Origin of the sequence: Ekhidna algicida (genome assembly GCF_051379705.1) — a bacterium.
In the GTDB taxonomy this organism is placed as follows: Bacteria; Bacteroidota; Bacteroidia; order Cytophagales; family Cyclobacteriaceae; genus Ekhidna.
The window spans coordinates 1,935,711-1,959,182 of record NZ_CP179868.1; the positions used below are offsets into that span (position 1 = coordinate 1,935,711).

General features: G+C 40.1%; 23 protein-coding genes. 9 read left to right on the forward strand and 14 right to left on the reverse strand.

The window, feature by feature from the left end:
• Window positions 1-9: 9 nt before the first annotated feature.
• Complete coding sequence (locus ACL8WY_RS08480) at window positions 10-855, forward strand: toxin-antitoxin system YwqK family antitoxin (RefSeq protein WP_436518006.1); 846 nt, start codon at window positions 10-12, stop codon at window positions 853-855.
• On the opposite strand, the gene ACL8WY_RS08485 is transcribed toward ACL8WY_RS08480, so the two are convergent.
• The 8 genes from ACL8WY_RS08485 to ACL8WY_RS08520 form a co-directional block, all read right to left on the reverse strand.
• Window positions 847-1,302 carry a GNAT family N-acetyltransferase gene (locus ACL8WY_RS08485; RefSeq protein WP_436518007.1) on the reverse strand — a complete coding sequence of 152 codons (456 nt, stop codon included), beginning with the start codon at window positions 1,300-1,302 and terminating at the stop codon, window positions 847-849. The two genes, ACL8WY_RS08480 and ACL8WY_RS08485, sit on opposite strands and share 9 nt — an antisense overlap.
• A complete protein-coding gene (locus tag ACL8WY_RS08490) occupies window positions 1,299-2,303 on the reverse strand; it encodes a 1-acyl-sn-glycerol-3-phosphate acyltransferase (RefSeq protein WP_436518008.1) in 1,005 nt (334 codons plus the stop codon). Before ACL8WY_RS08490 ends, ACL8WY_RS08485 begins: the two co-directional genes overlap by 4 nt.
• Window positions 2,304-3,587: a hemolysin family protein gene (locus ACL8WY_RS08495; RefSeq protein WP_436518009.1), complete on the reverse strand. Its 1,284-nt coding sequence runs from the start codon at window positions 3,585-3,587 to the stop codon at window positions 2,304-2,306.
• Window positions 3,580-3,804 carry a hypothetical protein gene (locus tag ACL8WY_RS08500; RefSeq protein WP_436518010.1) on the reverse strand — a complete coding sequence of 75 codons (225 nt, stop codon included), beginning with the start codon at window positions 3,802-3,804 and terminating at the stop codon, window positions 3,580-3,582. Before ACL8WY_RS08500 ends, ACL8WY_RS08495 begins: the two co-directional genes overlap by 8 nt.
• Window positions 3,804-4,445 (reverse strand): LPS export ABC transporter periplasmic protein LptC, encoded by a 642-nt coding sequence (lptC, locus tag ACL8WY_RS08505; protein ID WP_436518011.1) that lies wholly within the window; start codon window positions 4,443-4,445, stop codon window positions 3,804-3,806. The genes ACL8WY_RS08500 and lptC overlap by 1 nt, the downstream gene beginning before the upstream one ends.
• On the reverse strand, window positions 4,423-5,739 hold the full coding sequence (locus ACL8WY_RS08510; RefSeq protein ID WP_436518012.1) for a tetratricopeptide repeat protein: 1,317 nt from the start codon (window positions 5,737-5,739) through the stop codon (window positions 4,423-4,425). Before ACL8WY_RS08510 ends, lptC begins: the two co-directional genes overlap by 23 nt.
• A gap of 13 nt (window positions 5,740-5,752) precedes the next feature.
• Window positions 5,753-6,994, reverse strand: coding sequence for a hypothetical protein (locus ACL8WY_RS08515; RefSeq protein WP_436518013.1), 1,242 nt, complete (start codon window positions 6,992-6,994; stop codon window positions 5,753-5,755).
• Window positions 6,995-7,089: 95 nt separating this feature from the next.
• Window positions 7,090-7,821, reverse strand: a complete 732-nt coding sequence (locus ACL8WY_RS08520; protein WP_436518014.1) for a type III pantothenate kinase — start codon at window positions 7,819-7,821, stop codon at window positions 7,090-7,092.
• On the opposite strand from ACL8WY_RS08520, the gene ACL8WY_RS08525 reads away from it, so the two are divergent.
• From ACL8WY_RS08525 to ACL8WY_RS08540, 4 genes are all read left to right on the forward strand, one after another.
• Window positions 7,820-8,878, forward strand: coding sequence for an anhydro-N-acetylmuramic acid kinase (locus tag ACL8WY_RS08525; RefSeq protein ID WP_436518015.1), 1,059 nt, complete (start codon window positions 7,820-7,822; stop codon window positions 8,876-8,878). The two genes, ACL8WY_RS08520 and ACL8WY_RS08525, sit on opposite strands and share 2 nt — an antisense overlap.
• A 40-nt stretch (window positions 8,879-8,918) precedes the next feature.
• On the forward strand, window positions 8,919-10,151 hold the full coding sequence (locus ACL8WY_RS08530; RefSeq protein ID WP_436518016.1) for a Glu/Leu/Phe/Val dehydrogenase dimerization domain-containing protein: 1,233 nt from the start codon (window positions 8,919-8,921) through the stop codon (window positions 10,149-10,151).
• A 64-nt stretch (window positions 10,152-10,215) separates the two neighbouring features.
• Window positions 10,216-11,694 (forward strand): sodium:proton antiporter, encoded by a 1,479-nt coding sequence (locus ACL8WY_RS08535; RefSeq protein WP_436518017.1) that lies wholly within the window; start codon window positions 10,216-10,218, stop codon window positions 11,692-11,694.
• Between the two features lie 102 nt (window positions 11,695-11,796).
• On the forward strand, window positions 11,797-12,777 hold the full coding sequence (locus ACL8WY_RS08540) for a TerC family protein (protein ID WP_436518018.1): 981 nt from the start codon (window positions 11,797-11,799) through the stop codon (window positions 12,775-12,777).
• Here the strand turns inward: ACL8WY_RS08540 and purE are convergent, their stop codons facing one another.
• Complete coding sequence (gene purE / locus ACL8WY_RS08545; protein WP_436518019.1) at window positions 12,778-13,269, reverse strand: 5-(carboxyamino)imidazole ribonucleotide mutase; 492 nt, start codon at window positions 13,267-13,269, stop codon at window positions 12,778-12,780.
• Window positions 13,269-14,438 carry a 5-(carboxyamino)imidazole ribonucleotide synthase gene (locus ACL8WY_RS08550; RefSeq protein ID WP_436518020.1) on the reverse strand — a complete coding sequence of 390 codons (1,170 nt, stop codon included), beginning with the start codon at window positions 14,436-14,438 and terminating at the stop codon, window positions 13,269-13,271. The genes purE and ACL8WY_RS08550 overlap by 1 nt, the downstream gene beginning before the upstream one ends.
• A 34-nt stretch (window positions 14,439-14,472) precedes the next feature.
• On the opposite strand from ACL8WY_RS08550, the gene ACL8WY_RS08555 reads away from it, so the two are divergent.
• The gene (locus ACL8WY_RS08555) at window positions 14,473-14,604 is read left to right on the forward strand and encodes a hypothetical protein (protein ID WP_436518021.1); all 132 of its coding nucleotides are present in this window, start codon (window positions 14,473-14,475) and stop codon (window positions 14,602-14,604) included.
• 114 nt (window positions 14,605-14,718) lie between these two features.
• Here ACL8WY_RS08555 and ACL8WY_RS08560 read toward each other — a convergent pair whose 3' ends face one another.
• Together ACL8WY_RS08560 and ACL8WY_RS08565 are read right to left on the reverse strand one after the other, a co-directional pair.
• Window positions 14,719-17,100, reverse strand: a complete 2,382-nt coding sequence (locus ACL8WY_RS08560) for a bifunctional UDP-N-acetylmuramoyl-tripeptide:D-alanyl-D-alanine ligase/alanine racemase (protein ID WP_436518022.1) — start codon at window positions 17,098-17,100, stop codon at window positions 14,719-14,721.
• A 3-nt stretch (window positions 17,101-17,103) separates the two neighbouring features.
• Entirely contained in the window at window positions 17,104-17,931 is an 828-nt protein-coding gene (locus ACL8WY_RS08565) for a GNAT family N-acetyltransferase (protein ID WP_436518023.1), read from the reverse strand.
• Between the two features lie 98 nt (window positions 17,932-18,029).
• On the opposite strand from ACL8WY_RS08565, the gene ACL8WY_RS08570 reads away from it, so the two are divergent.
• Both ACL8WY_RS08570 and ppk1 read left to right on the forward strand, forming a co-directional pair.
• Window positions 18,030-19,289 (forward strand): adenylate/guanylate cyclase domain-containing protein, encoded by a 1,260-nt coding sequence (locus ACL8WY_RS08570; protein WP_436518024.1) that lies wholly within the window; start codon window positions 18,030-18,032, stop codon window positions 19,287-19,289.
• A 1-nt stretch (window position 19,290) separates the two neighbouring features.
• Window positions 19,291-21,273, forward strand: a complete 1,983-nt coding sequence (ppk1, locus tag ACL8WY_RS08575) for a polyphosphate kinase 1 (RefSeq protein WP_436518025.1) — start codon at window positions 19,291-19,293, stop codon at window positions 21,271-21,273.
• On the opposite strand, the gene ACL8WY_RS08580 is transcribed toward ppk1, so the two are convergent.
• Complete coding sequence (locus ACL8WY_RS08580) at window positions 21,261-21,884, reverse strand: Pycsar system effector family protein (RefSeq protein ID WP_436518026.1); 624 nt, start codon at window positions 21,882-21,884, stop codon at window positions 21,261-21,263. The genes ppk1 and ACL8WY_RS08580 overlap by 13 nt on opposite strands.
• Window positions 21,863-22,480, reverse strand: coding sequence for an HD domain-containing protein (locus ACL8WY_RS08585; protein ID WP_436518027.1), 618 nt, complete (start codon window positions 22,478-22,480; stop codon window positions 21,863-21,865). Before ACL8WY_RS08585 ends, ACL8WY_RS08580 begins: the two co-directional genes overlap by 22 nt.
• An 80-nt stretch (window positions 22,481-22,560) precedes the next feature.
• On the opposite strand from ACL8WY_RS08585, the gene ACL8WY_RS08590 reads away from it, so the two are divergent.
• Entirely contained in the window at window positions 22,561-23,472 is a 912-nt protein-coding gene (locus ACL8WY_RS08590; RefSeq protein ID WP_436518028.1) for an SdiA-regulated domain-containing protein, read from the forward strand.

Sequence of the window (23,472 nt, forward strand, 5' to 3'; positions counted from 1 at the left end):
AATTACTGAATGAAAATTCAGCTTAAAATATTCTTAGTAGCAAGCCTCATTTTTGTGAGGCTTGCTGTGTTTGCACAAGAAGAAGAGTCCTTGGAAGACCTTTTCAAGGTAGACTATGATACGCCTCTTACTCTCGATTTGGAAGAAGAGGAAGAGGATGTAATTGCACCGGTTAAAAAGGAAAAAAAAGTAAAGCGAAACGTATACTTTGGGTTGAAAACCCGAAAGGCCTTTACTCGAACCATAAGAGGCAACGATGTAATTCTTGACCTTTTCAATGTACTCAAAGAGTATGTCGGTCCGCCGGAGTATGCATCGGATTTCTACTGGTATGATTACAAGAAAAAGAAAATCATCAATTCGCTCAGAGTAGATCAGAGAAATGCCGGAGTTCTACATGGCCCTTACGAAAAAAGGGTCGGAGATCAAATCATCGAACAGGGATGGTACTACAAAGGCCTCAAGCATCGGAGGTGGGTACGTTTCAATCGGCACGACATCCTGCAAGACAAAGCGTATTGGTGGAAAGGATGGCCTCAGGAGTCAAGACTTGCTTACTATGATTTCAAAAAAACCAAATTGCGAGAAGTGATCCCTGTCCATTATGGTGAAAGAGACGGAGAGTACTGGGCGTTTCATGAGGATGGGTCGCTAGCAGTTAGAGGTGAATATAAGTTCGGCCACAAGGTAGGTTTATGGCGAGAGTACTATGATGGAGGAAGAGTAAAACGAGAGGTTGTGTATCCCACCGACCCTTTTGACTTCAAGTTCAATCCACATATCACAAGGGAGTGGGATCCCAAAGGAACATTGATTTACGATCGGGCTAAGTTCCTAAAAGGACGTCTAAACTGACATTTCCATTTGTACGTTGCAGCGATTGTACGGTGAATCATAACCTTCTACATCTTTAAATCCAAGCTTGTAGTAAAGAGATATTGCTGGTTTTAGCACACTATTTGTTTCAAGATAGACCTTTTCAGCGCCAAGTTCTTTGGCTTTCTCAAGGGTAGCCAAACCTACCTTCCAGCCTATTTTCTTGCCTTGTGCCTCCGTAGAAACAGCCATTTTGGCCAATTCAAAAACTCCATTCTCCATCTTGATCAAAGCGCATGTCCCAACAGGCTTGCCTTCCAACAATGCAATAATTATTGCTCCGCCTTTGTCCAGGATATATTCCTGAGGATCATTCAGCATCCTGCGATCTGAATCTTCCATGGTGAAATATTCGTTAATCCATGCCTCATTTAGTTCCTTGAATGCCTGGGCATACATAGGTTGGTAATTAACAATTTCAATCATCTTTGATAGCTGTAGTATAGTCCGGTAATCATAACTATAACCATCAGAAGGGCAATATTAATTCCCACAAGTGCAAACATTGTGAAAAAAATCAGAAGCCACCAGATTGGAAATACTACTAATCCAATCCCAAATTTCAGTGAGGAATGAAATACCACATCATCGATTCGCCCAACAATTTTTGTAATTACCAACAACGGCAATGGATTTAAAACCCAAGCTAAACGATGCCTCTTTCTTCTTTTCTTTTGAATGGTGACCTTGGAAGTGTCCAATGATTTTAACTCGTTGAAAGAGAGGTTTTCATGATTTTCCTGAAAGATTTTTTTCGCGCGTTCCTCATAGTCAGGTGTCTCTTCTGGTAAAACCAAGACGCTCTTCATACCATCACTCATACCATCACGTATCTCTATGAGTCCTTTAGCTTTGTCGGTCTCATATTTCTGTAAATAATCACTTACTGGAATCGGCTTTCCAAAATTGATGATCACAGTTGAGTTTGCTCTCTGATGGTCGAAATAGTTTAAACCAACGGGAAGCACCATGAGATTCTTGTCCAATGCCACTTCGGATTGAAGAGCTAACCGGGCAGCTCCTTTGGTTAATGGCCTTAGGAAGTGGTGTCTCCCATGATTGCCTTCAGCAAAGATCAAAACTGACCCATCCTTTTCAAAAAGATCACGACACCCGGCAAATACTTCTTCATTTTGCGACAGCTTGGAATATCCATCGCGAATCCGGTAAATAGGCATCATGTTCATGAGCTGCAGCAGTGGTCTACTCCACCAGGTGAATACATCTTGTCTGGTCAGATAATGAAGTGGAATTGGGATAAAAGCTCCAACCAAAAGCGCATCCAAAAAGGCATTCTGATGATTGGGGGTTACGATAAGTGGAGTATTTCTTGGCACGTTCTCTTTGCCTTCAATCTTGATCTTATGAAAATAAGATTGAAGCATTAGCTTCATCAAAACCTTGAAGCATGCATAGAACAAATTCATCTAGGCGAACTCTTCAGTATTAATCAGGGTCAATTTCACCTTGTCGATTCTATTTTCCTCCATAGTGAAAATTGTTATGATAAAAGGAGGAATTTCAATAACCTCGTTTACGTCAGGAATATCCTCATGGTAGGCAAATATCAAACCGCCTAAAGTATCATACTCACCTTCCGGTAGTGATAGTTTATACTCATCATTGAGATAATCAATCTCGTGCCTCGCGCTAAATATAAAGTTGTGCTCATCCAACTTTTGCTCAGTCAGGTATTCGTCATCATGTTCATCTCTGATCTCTCCGAAAATTTCTTCAATTACGTCTTCAATACTTACAAGTCCTGAAGTTCCGCCGTATTCATCTACTACCAGAGCAAGGCTTTTTCGATCGGTGATAAACTGGATCAGTAGTTCATTGGCCAGCATGGTTTCCGGGACGATAGGGATCTCTGTCAAAATCGATTTGATATCTTCCGGCTTTTTGAACAATTCCAAAACATGACAATACCCTATCACATCATCGATTGACTCTTTATATACAAGAACCTTCGAATGACCACTTTCAACAAAGTATTCCTTAAGTTCTTCCAAAGTGTCATTCACATCTACTGCGATGATTTCTGTTCTTGGAATCATACATTCACGAACCTTGATCGTCTTAAATTCGATAGCGTTGTTAAAAATCTTGGCATCAATTTCTGCTTCCTCCTCTTCTTTAATATTGAGAATATTGTTCTTGATATAGTTGTTTAGATCAGTGAGGCCGAAAACCGGTTTTTCATCAGAAAGTCGATAGCCAAACATCCAGATGAAAAGCGCAGATATTTTTACCACTAGGTAAACCACCGGAAACATCAGCACATACACCAGTCCCATTGGGAAGGCGAATAGCCTGAGCGAAAAATCAGGGTTTATCAGAAATAAACTTTTGGGGAGAAACTCTGCTGCAAGAAGCACCAAAAATGTTGAGAAAACTGATTGTATGATCAGCACTATTATATCTGTGGCAAGAGCTGTAGGCAACAATGAAACAATTATTGGCTCAAGCAGGCTGGCCATAAATATGCCATATAATACCAAGGCGATGTTGTTTCCAACTAACATAGTTGCCAAAAACTGAGATTGATTTCCGGTAAACAATGCCAGAATACGTCCTGCCAGGTTACCTTTTTTCTTCAGTACCTCAATGTGAAGCTTGTCTGCAGAAACAAAAGCGATTTCCATACCGGAAAAAAATGCCGAGAATAGTAAACAGAGAAGTATGATCAAATAGGGGAACGGATCATCCATGCTTTCGCTTCTTTTTCTTTTGATTTTTGGAGAATTTCAATGTCTCCTTTTCTCGGGCTTGACGTTGGCCCTTTCGATAACCATATAAAAATAAGAGTGCTATACTAAACATAAAAATCCAGTAAGACTCTGCGAGCCCCACCACGATCGCCTGATCCACACCTACAATGAAGGTACAAAATACCAATACAAAGAGTATGACATCAAATAGTTTCATTAATTCTGCTTAGCTGGTGTCAATGGAATATCTCGTTGGGCTGGGCTGCCAGGATCATCTTCTAAAGTAAACGTTCCTTTTGGTTTTAGGATGCGGTACTCTGTGAAATCCTGATTTGATTGCATCCCTTCGCCTGTGTGTACTTCTCCATCTGAATTTATCGTTACAAACTTGTCGGTGAAGAATCTTTCTTCTGTTTGGTTCCAAAACAGCTCTTCAGTATTTAGTTCGTCCTGATTTGCATAGCTCTTTACGATTACGTTCCCCTCTGCTCGATAGAGATTCTCAGCCTTGGTGAAGTAAACATAATTTGCAGTAAAGTAACTGGTCACTTGTCCTCTGCTGTTGTACCAATTAATCCGAAAGCCGCTAGGCCATTCTCGATCTCCGTTCTCAAAATTGTTTTGAAGTGCCGTTTCAAGTTGCATTACTACTATGCCTGAATCGCTCATTTGAGTAACCGCACTGTCCATGGAAGACAATGGACCTTCATATAAAGGTTGGTCAATGAGGTCCTTGCGCTGATTGCAAGCGAAGACAACCACCCAAAGACCTAAAACTAAAAAGCGACCTGGAAGTACCTTCCAGGTCGCATTAATGATTTTTTTGGGAATAATATTAGTTTGCTGGTCGTCTCTCAAGAGCTACTGTTACGTTAATCCAACATCCAATGGTCAAGGACTCGCCTTCCTCTTTCCCTTCGTTAAAGATATCTTCGATAGATGGAAATTGACCTTTTGCAGCGGCCATTCCAGCACTGTTTCCTGCTTTTCTATACTCATTGTAAGCCGCGATGAAGATTGCTCTATCTTGTACTTGACTCTGCTCTTGCTTGCAATCATCAAAACTGCTCATATATAAATCACCAATCAGTTTGTAGGCATCTTTGTGTGATGGATCAAATGAAAGAGCTCGTCTAGCGCTGTTTCTAGCAGTTGACTTCTGCCCGTTCTTTCTTTGAATGCTAGCAATATTTACATACATCTCAGCTTTTTCACTGTTATCGTCAGTTAGGCCAGCTGCTTCCTGAAAATATTCAATAGCCTTTCCATCGTTACCATCCTGACCATTTTTCTGAGCAAGAAACTTGGCTACTCCGTATGTAGGTTCGTCATCTTGAATAATACCGGCCGCTTTGAGAGCCAATGGACTGTCCAGGCATTTCCCCTTCAGCATGAGTCTGAAGATTTGCTTAGCCATGTTAACATCATTTTCATTTTGAAGTTTTGGACCAAGTTTTTCTTCAACAAATTCGCAGCTTATTTCCACTTTGGTGGCAGTGAGTAGTCTATCAACTAAATCAGAAGAACCATCAATTTTCTTTCTCTCCGTTTCACTAGCATTTTTTCTTTGCTCGGATAGAGCTTCAGAGATAGCAGAATATGTATCAATTACCTGCTCGTCGGTCAGACGTTTGTAGAGGTAGTTTTTATATGTCATATCCATAAAAGCAACAAGTGCGCCTCTATTCATATCAGCTCCATTCTGATCAAATGCTTTTTGAAAAACTTCCAGCACACGGAAATATTCATCTTTTTCTTTCTTGTAGAACGTATAGCCATAAATCGCTTTTCGTTCAATGATGTCTGCTTTATCATCCGGATACATTTCGGCCCGCTTATCAAATAGCGCCCATCCGGTTTCAACATATTCTTTCTTTTTTGCTGCTTCGGTTTCTTTCTTTGCGAGCTCCTGATATATCTCCACACCATTGATATAGATAGATGGATTTAAGTCAGGTGTATTTTCTAAAAGCCAATTCAGAGGTGCTAGGGCAGCCTTGTAGTTCTTTGCTTTTTTTGCATCTGTGTAGAGTACATTTTTTTCTTTGGCAATGTCTACTTGCTCCCCCCAGTTCCATCCGTTCTGGGCATTGACACTGATTGCCAGTGTTAGAAAAAAAGCTGCTCCGAGTATTTTGGTAATCATCTTCATAACTCTCTATTTGCTAGTCATACTTTCTTTTTACAAACCATCTATCATTTACGGTTGCTCCTATAACAACCTTGTAGTAGGTTTCCTTAATTAATCCGTTCGTTGATTCTCCAAGCGTCCCCCATTTGAAGGCTAAGTCTAAACTTGAATAACCACTTACTGGTAAAGAGGCACCAAAATTAATACCAAAATCAATAAGTGCCTGATTATTTACGATGTATGGAAGCTTGTGATAGTTAAACCCGGCCGTATACTTGGCACGCTTCCAATAGCTATTTACATTATCCCAGTCTGGAATCCACTCCGCACCCATCGCAAACTTCACAGAATTATTGTAATCCTGAGACTCGCTTCCTGCATTGCTCCAACTATGGGCCTCTATATCAAATCCTATTTTATAACTGTTTAATTTTTCATATGACATGCCATAGCCATATGTAGTTGGCAAGTCAAATTGTATGGTTTCTGTACCCACAGGAATTGTCTCTATCGTTCTTCCAGTATTGGATAGTCGTATTAATGACAACTCGGATGAACCATTCAGCGGACTTTTAGGTGAAAAAGTCGCTCCAAAGTTTACGAATCGTTCGTCAGATATTTTTTGTCTGTATCCCAGACCCAGAAGAAAGTTTACGTCTGAATACGATTCCAGCTCTTGATAGGAAACGTTACTCACACCAACATCATTGCCAGAAATGGAAATAGTGGATGTTTTTTCAATTGATCCAAACGTATAAGTGGTTCTAAGACCAACATATAGCTTCCTTTTAATGCTGAAACCATTGGCCCAATAGAAGTTTGTTAGTCCGCCCTCACCTCTGTTGTTTGAAAGCTGGCCTACTGTTTCATCAGTGCCTGGGACATTTCCTTCAGAGAACGTATTGTAGCTGACTGAGCTATATGGCAAAATACCAAATGAAGAAGACCATTTGCCAGGTATAATAGGAAAAGCAAATGCCAAAAATCTCAAGCCACCATCGGTGTCTGACCCAGAAACCTCATCTCCGGAAAAGCTTCTATTATCAACTTGAAGGCCTACCTGAAAGGTGCTAAATGAATTGTAAATAAGGTTTGCAGGGTTTTGTGTATTAATGTTCCATACAGTAGGAGTTCCTATTCCTACCTCACCCATGCCAATATTATTTGGCATTCCTTGGTGGTTCAAACTTCCAAGACCCTGAAACGAATAGATCGATTGGGCTTGAATGAACTGTACTAATACTAAACAGGCAATCCCTGTTAAAATCCTTTTCATGTGTGTTTCCAACTTTTCAACGGCCACATGGAATGCTTTTTGAACTAACACTAAAAACAACTTAGTCCCTTAAACCAATCTCCTGATCTGTGATATCAGCTTAAATTCGCATTTCCTTGATACTTCCAAATTCTATATAGACCCTTCTGCACAATTTTTGAGCCAGCAAAGATGTGAGCTTTTAGTTTGGATTCAAAGAAATGAGCGTCTCCTCCTGTCAATATCGTGTTAAGACTTGTGAAATCCTTCTCTAATGTCCGTACAACGCCATTTATTTCGTGAATAATCCCCCAGAAAGATCCACTAAAAAGGCATTCTTTGGTTGATTTGCCCAATTCGTCTGAATCAATACCATTCCATTCCATGGAAATGTCCGGTAATTGGTCTGTATAATTGGCCATTGCTTTCATTCTCATTGTCAATCCAGGTGAAATAATGCCGCCGTGGAAAACCCCATTTACATCTATCAGGTCGATAGTCATACAAGTGCCTAAATCAATAACCAAGTTGTCTTTATTTGGAAACACTTCCAGTGCTCCAACTGCTGCTGCAATACGGTCTGCTCCGAGGGTTTCCGGTGTGTTATAATTCAATTTGATTGGCAGAGGTGTTTGATACGATAGCAGATTGATATGATTACCCTCCGGGATATCTTGAGCTAATTTTCTTACTGAAGATATCATCATAGGAATGTTTAGGTAAGCCGCAAAAACTTCTTCCATTTTTTTCCACGTGATGGTGTCATCAAAGCTGCCGCCAATTACCGCTGTAGTTTTAATGGAGCTATTGCCAATATCCACCAATATTACTTCTAACTTTTCGCTCATGGTTTCACAAAGGAAAGACAAAACATCTTATTCGGTGGTGGGGGCGATGGCTGGCTCTTCTATGGACGGACTTGATCTTGCCTATGTCAACTTTAAAAACACACCAAATGGATGGATATACCAGCTCGAGAAATGCTGTGTAATACCGTATCCAATTAACCTGTTCAACCGCCTTAAAACTGCATCTTCTCAATCAAAAAACCATCTTAGAAGGTTGGATGTTGATTTTGGTCAATGGATTTCTACGTGTATTAATGAGTTTATTATCAACCAAACTCCGCCCGACTTATTGGGTGTGCATGGTCATACAGTCGTTCATAAGCCTTCCGAACACGTCAGCTGGCAGCTTGGGGATGGTTCCGCTATATCCTCAGAAACAGGCATTGCCACGGTGACAGAGTTTCGGACATTGGATGTTCAAGAAGGAGGACAAGGTGCTCCTTTAGTTCCGTTTGGCGACTTTCACTTATTCAGTAGCTATGATGCCTGCCTAAACCTTGGTGGGATTGCGAACATCTCCTTAATAGAAAATAAAACTGCCTGGGACATCTGCCCATGCAATCAGGTGCTCAACTATTTTGCTGAGAAATTGGGTAAAGCCTATGACAAGAATGGCGATTTTGCCAAGTCAGGAAAATTTGACCAAGCGTTTTACACTAAGGTTTCTAGCTTAGATTATTTCGAAAAAGCACCACCCAAGTCATTGCCGAATAATTTTATTGAAGAAAGTATTCTTAAAGGAGTTGAGCCGATGAATGGACTTCATACCTATTCTCATATAATAGCCGATCAGGTTCTACAAAGCCTTTGTGAATCGAATGGCTCTAAACTTCTAATCACGGGCGGAGGTGCTTTTAACGGGTATTTGATTGATCTTATTCGGAGCAAACTCGAAAACTGGGACATTAGTGCCTCAGATTCTAAACTGATTGAATTTAAGGAGTCATTGGTCTTTGCTTTTTTGGCCCTCAAACGAATGAGAAATGAAATAAACACCTTAGCATCGGTAACTGGTGCAAGCAAAGACACCTCCTCGGGTGTGATTCATCTTCCTTAATGATTAGATTTGCGCCCTCAAAATATTTGAAGTACGACAGATGAAAGAACTCCTAAAAAAATTTGAAGATAAAACCCCAGAGATCGTTTTCGAATGGTCTGATGCTGAAACAGAAGCAGAAGGTTGGGTAGTAATAAACTCATTAAGAGGCGGAGCTGCTGGTGGTGGCACTCGAATGCGGGTTGGCTTGGATAAGAGAGAGGTAGAATCTCTTGCAAAAACAATGGAAATCAAATTCACCGTCTCGGGACCTCAAATTGGTGGAGCTAAGTCTGGAATCAACTTCGATCCTAATGATCCAAGAAAAGAAGGCGTGCTTAAAAGGTGGTATCATGCGGTCTATCCACTCCTTAAAAACTATTATGGAACTGGTGGTGATTTGAATGTAGATGAAATTCATGAAGTGATTCCAATTACCGAAGATTTCGGATTATGGCATCCGCAAGAAGGCATTGTCAATGGCCATTTTAACCCTCGCAAGCCGAAAAAAATTCACATGCTGGGTAGACTTAGACAAGGAGTTTCAAAAGTTTTAGAAGATCAGGAATACGTCCCTAACTCTCCAAAAAAGTATGTGGTAGCGGATATGATCACAGGATATGGTGTGGCTGAAGCAGTTCGCCATTATTATCAAATCTGGGGAGGCAATATTGGGGAAAAAAGAGCCATCATTCAAGGATGGGGAAATGTTGGATCTACGGCTGCTTTGTACTTGGCCAAGTATGGTGTGAAAGTGGTTGGTATCATAGATCGAGTGGGTGGATTGATGAATCCAGACGGATTCACATTGGACGAAATTAAAAAGCTATTCCATGATAAAGAAGGAAATAAATTAGTAGCCGAAAACTTAATCCCATTTGACAAAATCAATAAAGAAATTTGGTCAATGGGTGCGGAGATTTTTATTCCTGCAGCTGCCTCGAGGCTCGTTTCAAGAGAGCAGGCAGAGTCAATGATTAACAATAGTTTGGAGGCAGTTTCTTGTGGAGCAAACGTACCATTTAGCGACCTAGAGATCTTCTACGGCCCAATTGCAGAGTTCGTTGATAAGAAGGTGTCTCTTTTGCCGGATTTCATTGCCAACTGCGGAATGGCGCGAACTTTTGCTTTTCTTATGGACCCAGACAATGATGATGTTTTGACGGACGCTGACATCTTCAACGATTGCTCAAAAACTATTGGCGATGCGTTGCAGGCTGTGCACAAGGAAAACAATTCCCGCGTAAACCTGGCTGAGACCGCCTTTACAATTTCATTAAATAAGCTTGTTTGATTATAACTAGGTTTGTTTTTGTCTGAGCTAATGATATCTTTAGTATAAATCCAGTAATCGCCTAATGATCGGGAGAATTCTTGTTGCCATTCTATTAATGACAGTGATTGTCGTGGCTTACGCCAGCGATACTCCTATGCAAGAGCAACAAGAAACACATCAAACACTGGAACACGATGTATCTGAGGATGGTCATACATCCGAGAGGCCGGCACTGTGGAGTGTTTTCCCTTTCGTATTGCTCTTGGTGATGATAGCAACAGGCCCACTTTTTTACCCACATTTCTGGCACAAAAGCTATCCGGTCATTTCAATCATTTTGGCATTTCTGGTCTGTACATATTATTTATTCTTTCTTCACAACCAACATAGTCCGGTGCATTCTGCGGCCGAGTATATTCAATTTATAGCCTTACTCACGGGGTTGTTTGTGGCTTCAGGTGGAATTTTGATCGTCGTAGACAAGGAAGCTAGGCCACTAACGAATTTATTGATATTGGCTGTAGGAGCAGTTATTGCAAATATTATAGGCACAACTGGAGCATCGATGCTTTTGATACGCCCATTTATTCGTCTGAACAAAAATAGAATTAAGCCTTACCACATTGTATTTTTCATTTTCATTGTAAGTAATGTTGGAGGTTCACTTACTCCTATTGGAGATCCTCCTCTGTTTCTTGGCTTCTTAAAAGGAATTCCTTTTCAGTGGACGGTGGTTCACAACTTAGTTCCATGGGCCATTGCATGCATTTTGTTATTGGTGTTTTTCTACCTCTTTGACATAAGGAATAAAAGCAACTATGCTTTAATGCGCGGTGAGGAAGAAGAGGAAGAGCCGCCTACCGGAGCTATTTCTTTGAAGGGTCGCAGAAACTTTCTTTGGTTGGGTGTGGTAGTTGCCGCCGTTTTTCTAGATCCAAATGTTTTTGAATGGGTTCCAGGAATTGAATATGAGGGCCAAAAATTTTCTTATCTGAGAGAAATTATTATGCTAATGGCTGCATTTGGTTCGTATCAGTTTTCAGATCTGCAAGCTATGCAAGGCAATGAGTTCAGCTTTGAGCCGATACGAGAGGTTGCTTTTCTTTTCATCGGCATTTTCTTCACTATGATGCCTGCATTAGAACTTGTAAGCGAGTTTGCACAATCGCCTAAAGGTGAAGCTCTGATTGGTCCTAGTACACTTTATTGGGGCACTGGAATTCTCAGTGGCTTTCTAGATAATGCACCTACCTATGTCAACTTCCTTACCGCCTCAATGGCTAGTGTTGGAGCTGATGTAAACAAGATGCAAGAGGTGATTGCATTTGCCAATAATGAATATAAAGACTCATTACTAGACTTAATGGCTATTTCATTAGGAGCAGTATTCTTTGGAGCCTTTACTTACATTGGTAACGGGCCTAATTTCATGGTGAAGTCAATCGCTGAGCAAGTAGGTATTAAAATGCCATCTTTCTTTTCCTACATTATTAAATTTTCCATACCGATTCTACTTCCCGTATTGATAATTATTTGGTTGATTTTCTTCATGGGACACTGAAACTGAGGGACTTGGTTAGTTCTTATATCGAATAAATTTTTCTTTATTTGCGCTTAATTACTTAATTTGATTAACCCTCACCGTTTAATAATCACCTAAATAATGCTGCTAAACATATTTGGAGGACAAAATGAAGGAATACTCTTTGGAGTGTTCGGGGTTATTATTGTACTCTTCCTGATCGTAGATTTAGGTGTTTTTCATAAAAAGCATCAAAAAGTTTCTCAAAAGGAAGCTCTGCAACAATCAATTTTTTGGGTACTTGTTTCTGTCGGGTATGGTACTTTGATTTATTTCTATGGTGAAGGCCCGGCTGCAACCCTTGAGTTCTTCTCAGCTTACGTAACTGAAAAGGCACTATCTGTTGACAACATTTTCGTGATACTGTTGATTCTTCGATACTTCAACGTAAAGGAGGAGTACTATCACAACATTCTCTTTTGGGGAATTTTAGGTGCAATCGTATTCCGGGCGGTTTTCATATTTGTAGGCGCTCTGCTCATCGCTGAGTTTCATTGGATTCTTTACATTTTTGGAGTCTTCCTTGTTTACTCCGGAATAAAGCTATTTAGTGAGGAAGACGATATGGAGATCGAGCCTGAAAAAAATCCTCTGCTAAAAGCTGCAAAAAAAGTCCTCCCCATGAGCACTTCTGATAAGGGTGGAAAATTCTGGCTGAGAGAGAATGGAAAGTTACTTTTCACTCCTTTGTTTTTAGTAATTATCCTTATTGAGTCAACCGATTTAATATTTGCTGTGGATTCGATTCCAGCTGCCTTCGCAATTACTCAAAATGAGTTTGTGATTTATACTTCCAACATTTTTGCCGTGATGGGCTTACGAGCAATGTTTTTTTTACTTGCCAATGTACTTGACAAGTTTTATCTATTGCAGAAAGGACTTTCTATCGTTTTAATATTCATCGGCGCCAAAATGCTTGCCGAGATCATTGATGTTCACGTCCCAACATATTTGTCCTTCGCTATCATTATAGGAGCGCTTGTTTTAGCAATTGTTCTATCGCTAATCTTCCCAAAAGAAGAGGAGCCCGAAATAATTGAAGAAGAGACTCCAGCAGAGTAGCTATTTTTCGATACTTTTCACAGAATCCATAACCTTGTCTCGTAGGCTATTTTTGTATTGCTGTAAGTTATTGGCAATCTCATCGTTTGCCGACCCTACAATCTCTGCCGCGAGTATCCCTGCATTTTTTGCACCATCTAGAGCTACCGTTGCAACTGGAATACCTCCAGGCATCTGCAGGATCGAAAGTATTGAATCCCAACCGTCTATGGAGTTACTAGACTTAACCGGCACCCCAATGACAGGCAGTGTCGTCAACGAGGCAACCATTCCGGGTAGATGTGCTGCTCCTCCTGCTCCAGCAATGATTACTTGCAATCCTTTTTCTCTAGCGCCTTCAGCGTAATCCAACATTCTGTGTGGTGTCCTGTGCGCAGAAACGATCGTTAGTTCGTATGAAACGCCTAGCTCTTCCAATATATCTGCCGCTTGTTGCATGACAGGAAGATCAGACTTACTTCCCATGATGATTCCAACTTTTGGTGTTGCCATTATGCTTTTACTTTTAGTGTTTCTTTTACCCTTCTCGCCTTATTCTTCAGCTCATCAATGGAATCATCTGTGATAGTCACATGTCCCATTTTTCGGAAAGGCTTGGTTAGTTTCTTGCCATAAAGATGCACATAAACTCCATTCATGCCCAGGCATACTTCCATACCTTCGTATCGTGCATTGCCGGTGAAGCCATCTTCTCCCAGCAGATTTACCATTGCGGCAGGAGTTATCAATTCGGTTGACCCAAGTGGCATATTCATGATGGCCCTGAGGTGTTGTTCAAATTGGGAAGTCCTGTTGGCTTCTATGGTATGGTGTCCAGAGTTGTGAGTTCTTGGTGCCACTTCGTTCACCAAAACTTCTCCCTCTTTTGTCAGAAACATTTCCACTGCCAACAACCCCACCAGGTCTAATTTTTCTATGACATCTTTAGCTAATTCGTAGGCCTTATTTTCAGCTTCTGTAGAAATCTGTGCTGGTGCAAAGAGGAATTCGACCAGATTTTGCTCAGGGTGATACGAAAGTTCTACCACCGGAAAACAATTCATTTCTCCGCGTTGATTTCTAGCTACAACAACACTAAGTTCTTTGTCAAAATCAACGAGTTTCTCTAATAAGCCAGGCTTATCAAATGCTTTATCCAAATCTGCAGCTGTGCGAATCATTTGCACGCCTCTACCATCGTATCCTTCGGTCCCAAGTTTGTTCACCGCTGGAAGCATCTCTCCATATTTGGCTACATCTTTTGCATCCTCAGTCAGTACAAAGTCAGATGTTGGGATTCTGTTTGCTTTATAAAACGTCTTTTGCTTTCGCTTATCTTGAATGAGTTCGATGATTTCAGGTTGTGGATATACGCTCACGCCTTCCGTCTGTAGTTTTTTCAGTGCCGCTACACTAACATTCTCGATCTCAATTGTAATAAGGTCGAAATTTTTTCCCCAGTCGTAGACTAATTGTTCGTTAGTCAGTTTACCAACTGTAAAATTCCTCACCAGATGTGCACAGGGCGCGTTTTCATCGGGATCCAAAATTGAAATATCTAAGTTATAATTGATCGCAGACTGGATCATCATTCGGCCGAGCTGGCCACCACCCAGCACGCCAATTTTCAAGTCAGTAATGTCTTTTGAAGGCATGCGACAAAGATAATCCAGTCGTTCCATCTAAGCTCTATTGATAGATAATGTATCTTTAACTATGGCCAAGAAAGAAAAAACTGAGCGTAAAAAGAAAGAGGAAGAACCAAAAGAAAAGTTAGATCCTGAGGATGAAAAGGGTGGCTTTCCTGAGGATATTGATTTCAAGAAGTTTTTAGGTTGCGGAGGGTAAATATTTTCGCTGGATTATCCATTTATAGCTTGATACGCTTCATCAACAATTATTGACCAAAGAGGCATAAATATTTTAAGTGTGACGGCTCCAATCGGCCTGGTCTTAATTTATTTACTCTGACACAAATATCCGTTTCACGCGATTGCTAACGTTGGTCAAAATCTCATAAGGTATAGTACCCGCCCAGGTTGCCAACTCCTTAATGCTTGGGCTTGACCCAAACACAATCACTTCATCTCCCTCTCTTACACCTAGTCCGGTTACATCTACCATTGTCATATCCATACAAATGTTTCCGATGGTGGGACATAGTTTTTGGTCGATCATGACATTGGCATTTCCATTGCCAAAGATTCGAGAATAGCCATCCTCATATCCGATTGGAATAATGGCTATTTGGCTATTTCGAGTAAGTTTTCCTTTGCGCGAATACCCAACAGTTTCTCCCTTTTTTAAATCTTGAACCTGAGACACAACCGTTTTCAATGTGCTGGCATGTCTAAGCTCAAGTTTACCCACAGGATCGAATCCATGAAGGCCGATTCCCAATCGCACCATGTCGAAATGGTACTGAGGCCACCTGACCATTCCTGGTGAGTTGAGCGCATGTTTGGTGGGATTATAACCAATAGCAGAGGCAATTTTTGTATAGGCTTTCTCGAAATCATTGGCTTGTGAAACAGTGAAATCATCCTCTTTAGGTGTATCAGAACTTGAGAAGTGTGTGAAAATTCCTTCAACTTTGACCTTTGGATTAGCTTTCAATATTTCGATTAAATCATCCAGCTGATCAGTATGGAAACCCAGCCGATGCATACCTGTATCAATTTTTAAATGGACTTTGGGATGCTTGTTTGTGTCCCTTAGCATTCGCCTGAAATGAGAGATACTAAAAATTTCTGCTTGTAAATCAAACCGCTCGAATTGCTCAAAACTCTCGATATATGGATTCATGATCATGATGGGGATAGTGATTCCATTCTTTCTCAACTCAATGGCCTCATTTACATAAGCCACTCCCAGCATATTCACTAGCTGATGCTGCAGGAAGTTCGCTACTTCTAATAATCCACTGCCGTACGCGTTGGCTTTTACCATCACCATTAGCTTGGTGGTGTCATTGATCATAGCACGGTATTGGTTCAAATTATACTGAAGCGCTTCGAAATTAACTTCCAAAACAGTCCCGTGACTTTTCTCCTCCAGCCGATGAACGACACGTTCTAATTCGAAATTTCTGGCGCCCTTCACAATGATCATCTCCTCCTTAAAATCAGGAAGATTGTCCAGCAGATCTCTAGTGCTATTGAAAAATGAAGTCGGTAGAGAAAATGACTGCTTATTGGCGGATATTCTTGGGCCAACTGCTATGAGCCTAGAAATACCCCTCCCCTTTAAGATTTCGTTAATATTTTGATAGAGGTGCTCATCAGATTTTCCAGAATGTATTATGTCCGAGAGGATCAGTGTTCTTTTTTCATTCTGCTTGTGCGACTCGAGATAGTCAAGAGCTACTTTTAAGCCCGCTTCATCATTGTTGTAGGAATCATCCAGAATGTAGCTTCCATTAATTCCTTTTTTCAATTCAAGTCTCATCGGGACTCCCTCGACAAGATTCAAGCCTTTTTGAATCTGCTCTGGTCTCAATCCTAATTCCAAAGCTGCTATTATGCAATGTGTTAGATTTTCGAGTTGTGTCTTACTGACAAATTTTGAACCGTATGATGTTTCATTGACCAAAATGCGATTTCTGTCCCAATGCACAGCATAATCAGCATTGCTTTCACCCCATGTAATCAACTTACTGCCAAGTTTAGATTTAGCTTCCTCGAAGTATCGCATGTCACTTCTACAGATGACTTTTTCTGCAGCCTTGAAAAGTAGAAGCTTCTCATATAGCTTTTGGATAGAGGAATCAAATCCATCATCATGAGCTTCTCCCAAATTAGTAAATATGCAAAGGGTAGGCTGGATCATATGTTGCAATTTTTTCATCTCTCCTAGTCTGGAAATTCCTGCTTCAAAAATTCCTACCTCGTGATTATCACCAATTTCCATCAATGATAGGGGCACTCCTACTTGAGAGTTGTAACTCTTTGGGCTTTTTACTACGTAATACTTTTCAGATAGAATGGTGGATAACCACTCTTTTACCGTTGTTTTTCCATTGCTTCCAGTGATCCCAACAATCGGAATATCAAATTTTTCTCGGTAGTTTTTGGCAATCTGATGTAACGCTTGAAGGGTATCTTCGACGACCAGAATATTGGCATCTTCGATTTCAACTTTGGTATCTAAGATGAAATTCTTAACTCCCTTTGCCTGGGCACTATGGATGTAATCATGTCCATCTCGTTTTCCCTTGATAGCTATGAAAACTTCTTCCAAATGTCCAACTAATGTTCTGGAATCGACAGAAAAACGGCTCACTTCTGAATCGCTAGATAGGTAGATATCTCCGTTGGTTATTTTCTGTAGGCTTGAGAAAAGCATTGCCTAAATTATCAATTCCATCTCATATTGATTGACCTCATTTTTAAATCCACATCTGGTAAGAAATGAATCGAATCCTAATTCATCCTCCGGAATATTCATTATGGTAAGTGACTTTTTCGTCAGGGATTGTGCTTTTCTTAGCAATGCTTCTCCAATTCCTTCATTTCTGTGAGCGCCAGCCACTGCCAATTGTGAGATTCGACCTAAATGAGGTTGGAAAATCAGATATCCTGAAATGATATCTTTCTCTTTAGCTACAATAACAGTCTCTGCTCCTCTTTTGAGATGCTCAGAACTATCAATAAATGATGGCTCGAAATCGACAAAATCAAAATTAACTTCCTCCATTGTTCCTATTCCCACCCTTTCATCTGCTTTTGATTCAAGAGCACTCGCCATTTTATAACATTTAAAGCGCCGCTTGAAAGTGAATCCAATTTTTTCATAAAGTGAGATCGCGGTTTTGTTGGTTTCCACAACTTCAAGCAGGATTCGAGCTAAAAATTTTTGCTGAATTCTGGGGATTAGAAATTCATAGATACGTTCAGCAGTTTTCTGATTTCGAAATCCAGGAAGGACTCCTGTGCCTCCATTATACGCAGTGGGGATTCCTTGATAGATTCCTGAACTGTGGAGAATAAATCCTGTCATCTCATTTCCATCGTAACTACCCGCAGAAATATATCCGTTCATTAAAAACTTCTTATCAAGGCGATAACTAAATTCTTCAACGCTCGGCTGAAAAGAGACTTCATTGTTGGTAAAGGCTACTTTGAACGTTTTGTAGAGCGAATCAAAATCCTCTTCTGATAACAGACGTATATCCATAAGAATACTTGTAACCAAGGAACTAACCTATCCCTGTTTTATCTTATTACTTCGGTATATTAAAATTACGTTTATCTGATCAAAAGGGAAACACTCATATGCAGCTTAAGTTGGAGGAATGTATAGATCTAGAAATAGTCAAAACCGAAAAGAGGAGACTTGAAATATTTCTGGGCGTGCTGTTTTTTGCCCTTTTATTGCTTTTCCTAAACATCACTTTTTTTCCGACTACCATTTCAGAGGTTTTTATTGATGAAAGAAGCATGAAACTGGGCGTCTACATGTCTGTTAGTTTCATCGTCCTCTTATTTATTTCAAGGTTATTGGTGGGGAAAATTGCGCATTGTGAAAAGCCACTACCCGCATGGTACAAATACTACTCTATAACAGTAGATTCTATCGTCCCTTTTGTTTGGCTTTTTTATATCATCAAGTGGGAAGAGAATGCAATTTTCCTTGATTCCCCTCTTATTTTTATTTTCTTCCCAATCATCATTGTATCTGCATTGCACTTAAGCTTTTGGCTGAGTTTTCTTAATGGTTTGATAATAGCTACTATATATGCCTTGATTACCTTGTGGACATTTGACAGCTATGATACTTCTTTCATGCTTCCATCCATTGTTTTTTACACAAAAGCTACCATGTTTTTGATAGCTGGAGTTTGCGCAGGTTTGGTTGCCAAAGAGCTCAATAAGAGACTAACAATTTCGATTAGAACTCAAGAGGAAAGAGATGAGATGGAATCCCTATTTAGTCAGCAGGTTTCTAAGGAAGTTGTACAAGCGCTAACAGAAGCTGGTGGCGCTAGCTTTAAGATAAAGGCCTCTGTATTATTCCTAGATATTCGAGACTTCACTGATCGTGTTCAAAGCCTTTCGCCTGAAGATGTAAACGCTTTTCAAAATCGATTTTTTGGACCAATCATGGATTGCATACATGAAAATGGCGGGATGATCAATCAGTTGATGGGGGATGGTTTAATGGCTTCCTTTGCTTCAGAAGAGGGTGACGCTCCAGAAAGTGCCTTTAATGCGGCAAGGGATGTTCTTTCAAGAGTTAGCAAAATGAACAAATCTGAATGGTCTGATGAAATTAAAGTCGGTATCGGGATACATAATGGTGAAATTATTGCCGGAAATATTGGAAACAGTACTCGACAACAATTCTCCATTTCGGGGATACCCGTAATTACAGCAGCTCGTTTAGAGCAGCTCACCAAAGAGTATAATTGTACCTGGCTGGTTTCCTCACAATTTTATGCAGAAGTAAAGCATCTTGCCAAAAATGGAAGCTCTCTGGGAGATGTTAAACTAAAAGGTATCGATCAGGAAATGGAAATCATAAAATTAGCATAATTTGAAGCTTTTTGATCGTGACTTAAGTTGGCTTTCATTCAATTATAGAGTACTTATGGAGGCGATGGATTCTGACGTGCCGCTCCTCGAGCGGTTAAGATTTATCGCAATCTATTCATCCAATTTAGATGAGTTTTTCAGGGTTCGAGTAGCCAATATTCGAAACATCAAGCAGATAGATAAAAAGAAAATCAACAAGCGAATTGACTTTAATGCAAAATCATTGCTTGAAGAAATTCATGAGGAGGTACGCCATCAACTAGATGAATATGGTGCAGCGCTAAATACGATTATCGAGAAGCTGCAGGAAAAAAATCAGGTGATCTGTATGCACGCCGATGAGATCCCCGAAGCGATAAGACCACAGCTACTTCACTTCTTCAAGACTCAGGTATCGGCGTTTTTACGTCCTATTGAAGTCTCTAAAGACAAACCTCTTTTTCTAGATAATCAAGCAATATACTTGGCGGTACAACTTAAAAATGGAAAAGTTAAGATTGTCAATATCCCTTCTCAAAATCTTGGCAGGTTCTCATCTTTCAAAGTTGATGACAGAACCTACTACATTTTTCTTGATGATATTATTAGACTCCATTTGGATATTCTATTTCCTGAAAATGAAGTGGTTTCTGCATATTCCATCAAACTAAACAAGGATTCTGACTTACAAATCGATGATGAATTTGAGGGGAATCTCGTGAAGAAGATAGAAGCGCAAATTCAAAAAAGAAATTTGGGATCCCCATCCAGATTCCTTTTTGATACAGAAATGAATGAGGTGCTGATATCAACCTTGATAGAAAAATTGAAGCTTATGCCGGAGGATATGATCACCGGAGGACGGTATCACAATCTGAATGACTTTTTCCAAATTGACATCAAGGACTCAGATTTTATCTATCCAAATAGATCGGCCGTAAAAGTGTCCGACCTAGAATCCAACAAATCCATATTCGAAAGCATAGAAAAAAAGGATCGATTACTGCATTTTCCGTATCAATCCTATGATTACGTTTTGCAGTTCTTCAACGAAGCGGCTACTGATCCGGATGTGAGAGAAATCAATGTAACCTTTTATCGAATGGCTAAGAAATCCTTCATAGCTGAAGCTTTGATTAGCGCAGCAAAGAATGGTAAGAAAGTCATTGTTTTCATGGAAGTGAAGGCTCGTTTTGATGAGCAAAACAATCTGGAGTGGGCGAGAAAAATGCGTGCTGCAGGAGTGAAGATCATTTATAGTTTGCCGGGACTTAAGGTACACGCAAAAGTCGCTCTTGTTAAAAAAGCTGATCAGATGTACGGCTTCTTTGGAACCGGAAATCTCAATGAAAAGACTTCTGAAATTTATTGCGATCACGGTCTACTATCTAAGAACCCAGAGATAACGAAGGAACTTTCAGAGGTTTTTCAACATCTTCTCACTCGATACACCCCTCCTCCATTCAAACATTTAATAGTTTCTCAATTTGGAGCTTTAGAAACATTTATAGCTAAGATTGATCGCGAGATCCGGCATGCGGAAGCTGGAAGAGAAGCACGATTAATAATTAAAATTAACAACCTTCAGGAATCAGCTTTGATTGAAAAACTCTATGAAGCAGCCGAAAAGGGTGTTGACGTAAAACTGATCGTAAGGAGTATTTGCTGTCTGGTTCCAAATGAAAACCTTAAAGTGAAGCGGATTGTAGACCGCTATCTGGAACATGGTCGTGTTTTTTACTTTCACAATGATGGCGATCAGGAAGTCTATTTGGGATCATCTGATTGGATGAATAGAAATCTTCATAGAAGAATTGAGGTAAGCTTCCCAATTCTAGAAGATCACCTGAAGCAAGAGATTCTTACCATTCTGAAATTTCAATGGCAAGATGATGTGAAAGGAGTTTGGCTGTCAGAAAAAATTGAGAATCTGCGACCTGAACCAAAAATAAATATCAGAGCTCAATCCAGTACCTATGAATACCTACAAAATCAATACGGATAAGGAGACTTGAAGAAAAGCTCAGCCGCAATAAAACCAAGAATCGCCAATACAAATCCAAACATAAATATGGTGTAGCTCATTCGTAGCAACCGATATTTCTTTCCTAGCACAGCGCCTAAAAAGTAAATATCTTTTATCATGCTCCCATAGAGATAGTCCGCATCTTTCAGCATTTCTTTCATTCCCCACTGAAAATCTTCGAGCTTCATCCGATGGAAATTGCCAAAGAATAGCAAGTTCGCTTTCTTTTTTATGATGTCTTCATGCTCAAACTTCCCCTTTGTAACATTCGGTCGTGTAGCTAAAACTGCAAATACTATGGTGGTCAAACATACCAGTGTCAGCATCACAGCCGGAATCGTCATGTGTGGATACTCCTCAAGCTTTCGTATCAGCACCGACACCAATACTGAAAGTATGATCGAGTTGATGGATATCATGATATTCGCCTTGTTATCAGCAATGGCACTAAGCTCCATGTGATTTTTAGAGGTAGTACGGAACATCGTCTCAATGCCTCTAGTAGGCGTAAGCTTTTTTGCCTTCTTTACCTTCTTTTTAAGCTTGGCAACCTTTTCTTCGAGTTCTTCTACTTTTTCGCTTTCTTCCATGATCTAAGGCGGTCACGTACCTTTTTTAAATTTTCTTTTACCGCAGCTTCATAGTTCTTTTTCGCATAGTCTGTGAAGAAACAATGCTGATCAAGAAACTCTTGGTTCATTTGAAGCCATTCATTTTCAGGAATCTTACAAAATTTAGTCGTCTCGATCTCCTGATGCAGTAAGTCTGCTTTCTCAAAATAATCCTGATCAGCCAAATGCATCAAATCTGCATCACAAAGAATTTTCTCTAAATTATTTTGCGGGTTTTGCGGCATCTGAGTTGCCATAATACAACCTTCTATGCGTTCAATACTCTTTGCTGGATAGTTTCTTTCCTTCAGGAATTTACGGGCCATATCAGCACCGTTTTGCTCATGATGCTCACATCCTTTTGTATATCCTAAATCGTGAAACCAAGCTGCAATCTGTACAATTTCCAAATCTTCGGGAGACAAACATTGCTTCTCGGCAATTTCCTCTGCAGATCCCACCACATCCAACGTATGATTTATCGAATGATAGGTCATGTTATCAGGCAGCTGTTTAGAAAGCACCTTAATCGCATAATCCTTTACATCGTTAATAATTGAACTAGAAATCATCATTCTCTGTAATCCTACACAAAATAGAACAAAATTTAGGCAATTTAGTGTTGTAACCTTGACTTTTAGACTAACCCTCGCACATGATAAAGAACATAACCCTTCTTTTATTGTTCACTTTGATCATTTCTTTTGGTCAAAGTTGTACAACGGCTACTTTCGGGCAGCATGCTGATAGTCTTTTTCTGGTTATGGATAACATTTCGATTACCTACGACCTGAAGAGACCTGCCAAAAGATATTATATGCCCTATGTACTTGAGGAAATATCCGGTCTTTCATACATGGATCCCGGCTATATTTTGGCAGTAGATGACGAATCAGGTAGAGTTTTCCAATATGACCTTTCAAAAGAGGAAGTAATCCATTCAATCGGATTTTATAAGCCCGGCGACTATGAGGGAGTGGAGCTGATCAACAATCAGCTTTACGTACTCAAAAGTGATGGAGACCTTTTTAGATTTCCATTCGGATCTAATAAAAAAGTAAAAGCTAAGAAGTTCGAAAATGACCTTAGCTCAGCTAATGACACAGAAGGACTCGGGTACGACCCTGACTCAAAGGAGCTACTAATAGCTTGCAAGGAGGAGGGTACTATTGGGAAAAAGGAAATTGATGGTCGGGCATTCTATAAAGTTAGAATTGATAAAATGAGTCTAAATCCTAATCCTGCTTTCATTATTGGTCCTAAAGAGCTCGAAGCATTTTGGGAACAAAATCGTACGTTCGATTATGAGAAAAAACGCATCAAGTTTAAGCCATCAGCAATTGCAACACACCCGATATCAGGTCATTACTACATACTCTCTTCTGTCGGCAAAATGCTTGTGGTCGTTGCTAAATCCGGTAAAATATTAGCCACATATCCAATATCGCCCAGAATCCTCGGCCAGCCCGAGGGACTCTGCTTTTCCCCGTCTGCAGATTTGTACATTAGCAGTGAAGGTGAAGGAGATCGTGGATACATTTTAAAGTTTAGAATGAAAAAATCTTAG

What these genes read in the sequence shown, in the direction of transcription:
- purE (WP_436518019.1), bottom strand. Translation starts at nt 13,269, where the DNA reads ATGGCAACACCAAAAGTTGGAATCATCATGGGAAGTAAGTCTGATCTT.
- ACL8WY_RS08500 (WP_436518010.1), bottom strand. Translation starts at nt 3,804, where the DNA reads ATGAAACTATTTGATGTCATACTCTTTGTATTGGTATTTTGTACCTTC.
- ACL8WY_RS08530 (WP_436518016.1), top strand. Translation starts at nt 8,919, where the DNA reads ATGAAAGAACTCCTAAAAAAATTTGAAGATAAAACCCCAGAGATCGTT.
- ACL8WY_RS08480 (WP_436518006.1), top strand. Translation starts at nt 10, where the DNA reads ATGAAAATTCAGCTTAAAATATTCTTAGTAGCAAGCCTCATTTTTGTG.
- ACL8WY_RS08520 (WP_436518014.1), bottom strand. Translation starts at nt 7,821, where the DNA reads ATGAGCGAAAAGTTAGAAGTAATATTGGTGGATATTGGCAATAGCTCC.
- ACL8WY_RS08570 (WP_436518024.1), top strand. Translation starts at nt 18,030, where the DNA reads ATGCAGCTTAAGTTGGAGGAATGTATAGATCTAGAAATAGTCAAAACC.
- ACL8WY_RS08585 (WP_436518027.1), bottom strand. Translation starts at nt 22,480, where the DNA reads ATGATGATTTCTAGTTCAATTATTAACGATGTAAAGGATTATGCGATT.
- ACL8WY_RS08525 (WP_436518015.1), top strand. Translation starts at nt 7,820, where the DNA reads ATGGTTTCACAAAGGAAAGACAAAACATCTTATTCGGTGGTGGGGGCG.
- ACL8WY_RS08515 (WP_436518013.1), bottom strand. Translation starts at nt 6,994, where the DNA reads ATGAAAAGGATTTTAACAGGGATTGCCTGTTTAGTATTAGTACAGTTC.
- ACL8WY_RS08550 (WP_436518020.1), bottom strand. Translation starts at nt 14,438, where the DNA reads ATGGAACGACTGGATTATCTTTGTCGCATGCCTTCAAAAGACATTACT.
- ACL8WY_RS08510 (WP_436518012.1), bottom strand. Translation starts at nt 5,739, where the DNA reads ATGAAGATGATTACCAAAATACTCGGAGCAGCTTTTTTTCTAACACTG.
- ACL8WY_RS08590 (WP_436518028.1), top strand. Translation starts at nt 22,561, where the DNA reads ATGATAAAGAACATAACCCTTCTTTTATTGTTCACTTTGATCATTTCT.
- ACL8WY_RS08490 (WP_436518008.1), bottom strand. Translation starts at nt 2,303, where the DNA reads ATGAATTTGTTCTATGCATGCTTCAAGGTTTTGATGAAGCTAATGCTT.
- ACL8WY_RS08580 (WP_436518026.1), bottom strand. Translation starts at nt 21,884, where the DNA reads ATGGAAGAAAGCGAAAAAGTAGAAGAACTCGAAGAAAAGGTTGCCAAG.
- ACL8WY_RS08540 (WP_436518018.1), top strand. Translation starts at nt 11,797, where the DNA reads ATGCTGCTAAACATATTTGGAGGACAAAATGAAGGAATACTCTTTGGA.
- ACL8WY_RS08555 (WP_436518021.1), top strand. Translation starts at nt 14,473, where the DNA reads ATGGCCAAGAAAGAAAAAACTGAGCGTAAAAAGAAAGAGGAAGAACCA.
- ACL8WY_RS08565 (WP_436518023.1), bottom strand. Translation starts at nt 17,931, where the DNA reads ATGGATATACGTCTGTTATCAGAAGAGGATTTTGATTCGCTCTACAAA.
- ACL8WY_RS08535 (WP_436518017.1), top strand. Translation starts at nt 10,216, where the DNA reads ATGATCGGGAGAATTCTTGTTGCCATTCTATTAATGACAGTGATTGTC.
- ACL8WY_RS08495 (WP_436518009.1), bottom strand. Translation starts at nt 3,587, where the DNA reads ATGGATGATCCGTTCCCCTATTTGATCATACTTCTCTGTTTACTATTC.
- ACL8WY_RS08560 (WP_436518022.1), bottom strand. Translation starts at nt 17,100, where the DNA reads ATGCTTTTCTCAAGCCTACAGAAAATAACCAACGGAGATATCTACCTA.
- ACL8WY_RS08485 (WP_436518007.1), bottom strand. Translation starts at nt 1,302, where the DNA reads ATGATTGAAATTGTTAATTACCAACCTATGTATGCCCAGGCATTCAAG.